The organism is Mycobacterium sp. TH-M11 (genome assembly GCF_057473725.1).
This window is the reverse complement of record NZ_JBYCLD010000468.1, coordinates 1-7,640: the sequence shown is the minus strand read 5'-3', so window position 1 is coordinate 7,640 and position 7,640 is coordinate 1. Positions and strand designations below refer to the sequence as shown.

At 64.1% G+C, this 7,640-nt stretch carries 7 protein-coding genes and 2 pseudogenes; 5 read left to right on the top strand and 4 right to left on the bottom strand.

The window, feature by feature from the left end:
• The 4 genes and pseudogenes from AC2VOG_RS18100 to AC2VOG_RS18085 form a co-directional block, all read left to right on the top strand.
• Positions 1 to 1,155: tyrosine-type recombinase/integrase (locus tag AC2VOG_RS18100; RefSeq protein WP_486941218.1), on the top strand; the 1,155-nt coding region annotated here is incomplete at its 5' end.
• The gene (locus tag AC2VOG_RS18095) at positions 1,145 to 1,573 is read left to right on the top strand and encodes a DUF6262 family protein (protein WP_428899671.1); all 429 of its coding nucleotides are present in this window, start codon (positions 1,145 to 1,147) and stop codon (positions 1,571 to 1,573) included. The genes AC2VOG_RS18100 and AC2VOG_RS18095, both read left to right, overlap by 11 nt.
• Before the next feature lie 98 nt (positions 1,574 to 1,671).
• Positions 1,672 to 1,905 (top strand): annotated as a pseudogene (locus tag AC2VOG_RS18090) (transposase); the annotation flags it as partial.
• A 144-nt stretch (positions 1,906 to 2,049) separates the two neighbouring features.
• A protein-coding gene (locus AC2VOG_RS18085) for an IS5 family transposase (protein ID WP_461480074.1) occupies positions 2,050 to 2,947 on the top strand; the annotation gives its coding sequence in 2 pieces (ribosomal slippage) (positions 2,050 to 2,384 and positions 2,383 to 2,947; 900 coding nt in all).
• Here AC2VOG_RS18085 and AC2VOG_RS18080 read toward each other — a convergent pair.
• Together AC2VOG_RS18080 and AC2VOG_RS18075 are read right to left on the bottom strand one after the other, a co-directional pair.
• Positions 2,922 to 3,116, bottom strand: a complete 195-nt coding sequence (locus tag AC2VOG_RS18080; RefSeq protein ID WP_486941217.1) for a hypothetical protein — start codon at positions 3,114 to 3,116, stop codon at positions 2,922 to 2,924. The two genes, AC2VOG_RS18085 and AC2VOG_RS18080, sit on opposite strands and share 26 nt — an antisense overlap.
• Before the next feature lie 3 nt (positions 3,117 to 3,119).
• Positions 3,120 to 3,359, bottom strand: coding sequence for a hypothetical protein (locus tag AC2VOG_RS18075; RefSeq protein ID WP_428899673.1), 240 nt, complete (start codon positions 3,357 to 3,359; stop codon positions 3,120 to 3,122).
• A gap of 344 nt (positions 3,360 to 3,703) precedes the next feature.
• Here AC2VOG_RS18075 and AC2VOG_RS18070 point away from each other — a divergent pair.
• Positions 3,704 to 5,141, top strand: a pseudogene (locus tag AC2VOG_RS18070) (IS3 family transposase).
• A 22-nt stretch (positions 5,142 to 5,163) separates the two neighbouring features.
• Here AC2VOG_RS18070 and AC2VOG_RS18065 read toward each other — a convergent pair.
• Both AC2VOG_RS18065 and fadD17 read right to left on the bottom strand, forming a co-directional pair.
• Positions 5,164 to 5,370 (bottom strand): transposase, encoded by a 207-nt coding sequence (locus tag AC2VOG_RS18065; protein ID WP_486941216.1) that lies wholly within the window; start codon positions 5,368 to 5,370, stop codon positions 5,164 to 5,166.
• A 364-nt stretch (positions 5,371 to 5,734) separates the two neighbouring features.
• A complete protein-coding gene (fadD17, locus tag AC2VOG_RS18060; protein WP_486941219.1) occupies positions 5,735 to 7,261 on the bottom strand; it encodes a long-chain-fatty-acid--CoA ligase FadD17 in 1,527 nt (508 codons plus the stop codon).
• Positions 7,262 to 7,640 lie beyond the last annotated feature (379 nt).

Here is a 7,640-nt window from a genome sequence, read left to right as displayed (position 1 = left end):
CGAATCGACCGGGAACTACTCGAACGCTACCTGGCCCACCTGAACCGGGAATACAGCCCACAGCGGCGGGGCGCCCACATCGGCCTGCTCAATGGGTTCTTTGCCGCGATCCGCCAACATTGTTGGGCCACAGGGCTTCCCGCCACGGCGATGTTCTTCGCCGAGGACCACCCGAAGCGCGGCGAACACCTGCCCAGAGCGTTAGCCGAACACGTCATGACCCAGCTCGAACACCGCGACAACCTCGACCGGTTCAACAATCCCGTCTATCGACTGATCACCGTCATCCTGATGCGTTGCGGACTGCGGATCACCGACGCCCTGCGGTTGCGCGGCGACTGCGTCACCACAGACGCCGACGGGGCACCCTATCTGCGCTACTTCAACCACAAGATGAAGCGGGACGCCCTTGTTCCAATCGCCCCGGACCTCGTGGACATGATCGGCCACCAACGCCGCCTCGTCTCCGAACGCTGGCCCGGCGGCACTGCACTGCTGTTCCCGCGCCCCACCAAGAACATCGACGGGCAAGTCCCCCTGGCAATCCCGACCTACCGCGAGGCGCTGCACCGATGGCTCGCAGCCTGTGACATCCGCGACGAGCACAGCCACCCGGTGCATTTGACGCCGCACCAGTGGCGCCACACGCTCGGCACCCGCCTGATCAACCGCGACGTTCCCCAAGAGGTCGTGCGCCGCATCCTCGACCACGACTCACCGCAGATGACCGCCCACTACGCTCGCCTGCACGACACCACCGTCCGCCGAGCCTGGGAAGCCGCCCGCAAAGTCGACAACCACGGCCGTGAGGTCAACCTCGACCCGGACGGACCGCTCGCCGACGCCGCTTGGGCAAAACAACGCCTCGGTCGCGCCACCCAAGCCCTGCCCAACGGCTACTGCGGTCTGCCCGTCCAGCAGAGCTGCCCACACGCCAACGCCTGCCTGACCTGCCCCATGTTCCTGACCACTCAGGAGTTCCTGCCGCAACATCGGACCCAACGCGAGCAGACACTCCAACTGATCACAGCGGCAGAAGCGCGCGGACACAAACGGCTGGCCGAGATGAACCGTCAGGTGTTGGGCAACCTCGACGCCATCATCACCTCGCTCGACACTCCCACCGATCCGAAGGCGGCCGAACATGCGAGCTGACAACAGCATTCACATCGTCACCGCAGCCAAGCAGCGTCACGAGATCACCCGGGCAAAAGCCATCGCCGCCCTGCACGAACTCGACCGCGCCGGAACCAAGATCAGCTTCGAAGCCGTCGCCGACCACGCCGGTGTCTCCCGGTCCTGGCTCTACACCCAGCCCGACCTCAAAGACGAGATCAACCGCATCCGTGCGCTACGCCGCCCCCAACACGACCAGGTTCCGCCGGCCCGGCAACGCGCCACCGAAGACTCCCTGCGCCGGCGCCTCGACGTCGCTCTTCGCCGCAACCGTGAACTCGCCGAACAGAATCAGCGACTGCGTCACCAACTCGCCCATGCTCTCGGACAAGCCCGCGACGACACCCGCAAACGACCCGCCCGACATCGCGATTCGATAACAATCGATCCCTGCTGACCGGCCGACAGCCGAGCGCAAAGAGCACGTCGCGGACATCGTCCACACCGCAAACCAGCAGATCACAGCCCTGCCCGACCACCGGACTACAGATAACGATCGAGCGCCTCAACCGAGAAATCCGGCGGCGAACCGACGTCGTGGGCATCTTTCCCGACCGGGCATCGATCATCCGCCTCGTCGGGGCCGTGCTCGCCGAACAACACGACGAATGGATCGAAGGCCGCCGCTACCTGGGCCTAGACGTGCTCACCCGCGCCCGCGCAGCCGCGACCAGCACCGACCAACCCAGCCCCCAGCAAACCGACGACACCCCAGCCCTGACCACCTAGACTGTCCCACGAAGGGTCACGCGATCGAACGCACTCTTACACCACTCCAGTGGACATGACCAATCAGCTCCGGCCCGTTGTCCATGCGCAGCACTAGGGCGTGTCCCGTAACCGTTTGGTGAGTTGCGTGGCAGTGTTCGTTGGATGTCGCGGTTGCAGGTGTTGTCCGATGAGATGTGGGCTCTGGTTGAGCCGTTGATGCCAGTGGCTTCGGCCAAGGGCGGCAGGCCGTTTCGTGACCACCGCACGGTGGTCGAGGCGATTATCTGGCGGTATAGGACCGGCTCGCCGTGGCGCGATCTGCCCGAGCAATTTGGCGCGTGGAAAACCGCGTGGCGCCGTCATGACCAGTACAGCAAAGACGGCACGTGGGACGCGATCTTGGCTGCAGTGCTCAGCGTCGCCGCCGACGCCGATCTGATCGACTGGGCGGTCAGTGTCGATTCCACGGTCAACCGGGCGCATCAGCACGCCACGAACCTCCCGCGCGACACAGGGGGCACCGTCGAATTACAAGAATTTGTCCGAAGAGCCGGCTGACCACGGCATTGGCCGTTCCCGCGGCGGGCTGAGCACCAAAATCCATCACCTCGTCGATGGGGCAGGGATGCCTCTGGTAGTCCTGACTGCGCCCGGCCAGGCCGGCGACGCCCCGATGTTTCCGATCCTGATGGGCCACCTGAAGGTGGCCAGCAGCAAACCGGGTCGCCCGCGTACGCGTCCGGACAAAGTTCGCGGCGACAAGGCATACTCGTCGAAAGCCATCCGCGAACTGTTGCGTAGTAAGGGCATCACAGCGGTGATCCCGCAGCCCGATGACCAGATCGCCAACCGCCGGCGCCGAGGAAAAAACGGCGGGCGCCCACCAGTCTTTGATGCCGAGGACTACAAGGGCCGCAACGTCGTTGAACGCGGATTTCAACGCTGCAAGCAATGGCGCGGAATCGCCACACGATACGACAAGCACAACCTCAACTACCGCGGCGGCGTTGTCCTCAACGCGATCGTCGCCTGGCTCAAACGGTTATGGGACACGCCCTAGCGGAGGCCCCGCCGGCCGCAGCGAAACACGTGCGCAGTTCGGCGATCAGACGTTCGGCGGTGATCGAGCGCTCCACGATGTTCAGCAGCGATTCACGGGTGTGCTCATCGAGCATCGACGCGATCTTGACGACCTTGCCGTCGATGGTGGAATCAAACTGGAAATCCAACGCTCACACCACCTTCAGGGCATCAGTAACCACTTCCGGCGCCGACGACATGCCAGCCCGCTTGCGTGGACTGTGCACGCGCCGCTGTAGGCCCTTTTCCTTCCACAAGCGGTGCACCTTCTTCTTGTTCACACCGCGGGTGCTCATCATGGCGCAGCGCGGCCCAGGCCCGCCGAAACCCATGACACTGATGGGCAGTGGAGTAGGTGCGCAGCCATCGCCGCAGATCAGCGTCGGGATCATCCGGTGTCAGCGCAACCGGGGTCCTGCGATAGGTGGAACGGGCGAGCCCGACCGCTGTGCACGCCAGCCGCTCGGACATGCCCCGAACCTCTTTGAGCATGTCCACGGCACGGCGCTTGGCGGCCGGGCTCAAAATTTTCCCTTGGCCACCTCGCGCAAAGCGTCCTTTTCTAGCTCAGCTTCGGCCAAAAGCCGCTTGAGCCTGGCATTCTGTTCACGCAATTCCCCTCTCTGTCAGCCTGGGTTGAGGCACCCGCCCCCTGACATTTAGTGACTCGAGGGCGGGGATGGAGAGGCTCCCCGAAATGACGAACAAGGTGACGACGTTGGCCCGAGCGACCGGGATCGAAGATCCTGGTGGGGTGGCTGACGATGCAACGCAACGCCCCGACCCGGAGGTGCCCGAACGCGCCCGGCGGCGGACGTTCACCGCCAAGTACAAGCTGGAGGTACTCGCTGCCTACGACGCGGCACCCGAGGGTGAGAAGGGCGCGGTGCTGCGCCGTGAGGGGCTGTACTCCAGCCACATCACTGAGTGGCGCAAAGCCCGCGACGCCGGCGCGTTGGCGGGACTGGCCGCCCCACGCGGGCGCAAGCGCCGTGATCCGGCCGCCGAGCAGATCGCCCGCCTGCAAGCCGAAAAGCAGCGACTGGAGCAGGAGCTGGCCAAGACCCGCGCCGTGGTGGACGTCCAGGCAAAACTGCACGCGCTCTTGGAGACTCTCTCCGAGAGCGCGGATACCGATCCGAGGTCGACACCATGACTGATCAGGCCGTCATGGAGTTGGCACCGCAACTGGGCGTGCGGGCCGCCTGCGAAGCAGTGGGTACCGCGCAGGCCACTACTACCGGCGCCACCGGCAAAGCCCGCCACCGGCACGGCCAGAGCCCATCCCGCACCGCCAACGCCACCAGCTGCGGGCGCTGACCGCTGCCGAGCAGCAGGCCATCCTCGATACGCTGCACAGCGACCGGTTCGCCGACGTCGCGCCGGCTGAGGTGTGGGCCACCTTGCTCGACGAAGGTGTCTACCTGGGCTCGCAGTCGACCTTCTACCGGCTGCTGCGCCAAGCCGGCGAGGTGCGTGAGCGCCGCGCCCAGGCCACCCATCCGGCGAAGGTGAAACCCGAACTGGTCGCGAACGAGCCAAATGCTGTGTGGTCGTGGGATATCACGAAATTGCGTGGCCCAGCGAAGTGGACCTATTACTACCTGTATGTGATCTTGGACATCTTTTCCCGCTACGTCGTTGGCTGGATGGTCGCCAGCCGCGAATCGGCGGCGCTGGCCGAGGTGCTGATCCGCCAGACCTGCGCCAAGCAAGGCATCGACCGTGACCAGTTGACCATCCACGCCGACCGCGGTAGTTCCATGACCAGCAAGCCAGTTGCGTTCTTGCTCGCCGATCGCGTTGTCACCCAGTCACATTCGCGGCCGCACGTCTCCAACGACAATCCGTTTTCGGAGGCCCAGTTCAAGACGCTGAAATACCGGCCCGACTTCCCCGGCCGGTTCGGCTCGATCGAAGACGCCCGAAGACACTGCCAGGTCTTCTTCGCTTGGTACAACGATGAACATCGCCACAGCGGGCTGGGCCTGCATACCGCCGCTGACGTCCACTACGGCCTCGCAGAGGCAATCCGCGACAAGCGCGCCGGCGTCCTCGACGCTGCCTACGCCGCACACCCCGAACGGTTCGTCCGCAAACCGCCCGAACCACCCCAGATCCCCGAAACCTCGTGGATAAACCGCCCCGACCAACCAGAGGAGGATGCTTTGTAAATACCGCGCAACGGTGCCTCATTCAGGTTGACAGGTTCCGTTCCCGCCGCTCCTTGGCCGCGTCCACGTCCATGCCGCCATAGCTGCGTCGCCAGTTGTACAGCGTCGCCGCCGACACCTCCAGCTCCGCAGCGATCTCCTCGTTCGTCTTGCCCGCTGCGGCAAGTTCGTCAGCGCGGCGCAGCTTACGCACGATGTCCTCAGCAGAATGCTTCTTCCGCCCAGCCATGTGATTCATCGTCCCTTCCGCCCCCACTTCGGGCCACAGGACTCTAAAACAAGACGGACTCATTCACCGGGGGCATGCCAGATGCGAACGGGTGTTATGCAACCGACGAATTACACCCGTCGATTCCAGTAGAAAAGAACACCGACCAAAGTGGGGCCAAGTCAGGTGACCACACTCACGCGGGCCATGCCGATCCCGCCCTCCACATAGGGCAAGCCTTCTGGACCACGCGCCTCTCTCGGTTCGATGCTAACCAAGAGCCTTCTCGTCGAAAAGTGAGTCTTTTCCGGCTTCGACGGCGGCAAGTGGAGTGTTAAGTTGGGTCGGACCGGTTGAAACGCCTCAAGTCTGTCAGACCTTACGGTCACTCCGCACGAATGCGCCGACCCTTTATCTGCCACACCGGATCGGAGCAGTCGACGGCTTCGGCCGACAGCTCACGCTTTAACACCTTGAACGTAGCGGTCCGCGGCAGTGCCGTGCTGATCCGGACGTAGGACGGCCACTGCTTCGGCCCTAGGTCTAGCTGATTGGCGAGGAACAGCCGGAATTCATTGACGTCAAACTCGATGGCCGGGTCCATCACCAACGCGGCCATTACCTGATCACCCACCACCGGATCGGGCACCGCGTACACCGCGGCCTCGGTCACCCCTGGGTACCGTAGCAGGACCCGCTCGATGGGCGCTGTACCAAGGTTTTCGCCGTCGACCCGCAACCAATCGCCCAGCCGACCAGCGAAGTACACGTATCCATCCGCATCGCGGTAGGCCAGATCACCGGTGTGGTAGACGCCGCCCGCCATCCGCTCCGATTCGGCAAGCGGGTCATTGTAGTAACCCTCGAAGCCGCCCGGCCCGTCGATGTTCACCAGTTCGCCGGTCCGGTCAGGTGGGCAGCTTTGGCCCGTGTCGACATCGATGATGTCAACACCCGCGGGTAGCGGGCCAAGAGCGCCCGCAGGAGTGTCCGGCGTGCGGCTGATCGCTACCCCACCCTCTGTGGAGCCGTACCCGTCGACGACGACACAGCCGAATCTGCGGGCGAAGCCTTCGATATCGGCGGGTGCGCCCTCATTGCCGTACACGGCGCGTAGCGGGTGGTTTGCGTCATCGGGATTCTCGGGAGTCGCAAGGACGTACGACAACGGTTTACCGACGTAACTGGCGTAGGTGGCGCCGTAACGCCGGACATCAACAAAGAACTGCGAAGCAGAAAACCTGCGCCGCAATGCAATTGAACCGCGGCAGGCGGCAGCCACCGCCCAACCAACCAGTATAGCATTCGAGTGGAACAACGGCATCGACACGTAGCAGACGTCGTTTTGGCCCAACGCAAACTGGTCGGCGATCATCACACCGGCAGTCGCGACCTTGCCGTGGCTGCACTTTACGGCCTTCGGTTCCCCGCTGGTTCCCGAGGTGAATATCAGCATGAATAGGTCGCTTGCTTGGGCAGACATAAAGCGCATCTCGGCATTCCGGTAACCGTCCACCTCGTCGGCCCAGTCGACGGAATCGACGTTGATATGTGCGATGTCGCCCAGCACCGCGGCCGATTTTGAGTCGGCCAGCACCAGCTGGCAGTCGGCGTGTTGTATGTCCCGGGCGAGCGCCGCGCCGCGACGCACCGGGTTGAGGCCCACTGGCACGATTCCGCAAATTCCGGCGGCGCTTAGCAGGGCCGAGAAAAACGGGGTGTTCTCCAACAGCACCCCGACGTGCGGCGGCTGTGTCGGATCGAGATGTTCTCGCAGCGCCGCCCCGATCGCGGCGCCGTGGCGGATGTGGTCGCGCCAGCCGGTGAACGACTCCTCGAAGTAGACACCCCGGTCGTCAACCTCGGCCAAGTGTGTGAGTAAGCCGGTCACCGTGGGCCGCTCTTCCGACATCACGCGGTTCAACCGCCTTCCTGCTATTGGGCATCGGGTCGTGGTCTAAACCCCCATCGTTGTGTGCCATTACGGGGGTGGGCGGTTTCGGCGAAGCCAGCGTTCGCCGACGAAGTACCACCGTAGCGTACGCATTACGTACATCCGTACGAGCCGCGATCATTATGTGGGTACTGGCAAGCTAAAGTCAACGCATCGGCGCCGGTGTCGGGACCTCACCAACGTCGAGCGCCTAGGGATGCACTGATCAATGCGCCATTTGGGGCTGCCGGTGCCGTGGCGGGCCGTCGTGGTGGCCTGTGCCGGCCCGTAGCCCCGGTTGGGGGTCTTGCTTGGCCGGTTTTGGGCAGGCCGGTGCCTGGCCGTCACCCCATCAGGG

Excerpts from the sequence above, each read along its gene's own strand:
- AC2VOG_RS18095 (WP_428899671.1), top strand. The coding sequence starts at position 1,145 with ATGCGAGCTGACAACAGCATTCACATCGTCACCGCAGCCAAGCAGCGT.
- AC2VOG_RS18075 (WP_428899673.1), bottom strand. The coding sequence starts at position 3,359 with ATGATCCCGACGCTGATCTGCGGCGATGGCTGCGCACCTACTCCACTG.
- fadD17 (WP_486941219.1), bottom strand. The coding sequence starts at position 7,261 with ATGTCGGAAGAGCGGCCCACGGTGACCGGCTTACTCACACACTTGGCC.
- AC2VOG_RS18065 (WP_486941216.1), bottom strand. The coding sequence starts at position 5,370 with ATGGCTGGGCGGAAGAAGCATTCTGCTGAGGACATCGTGCGTAAGCTG.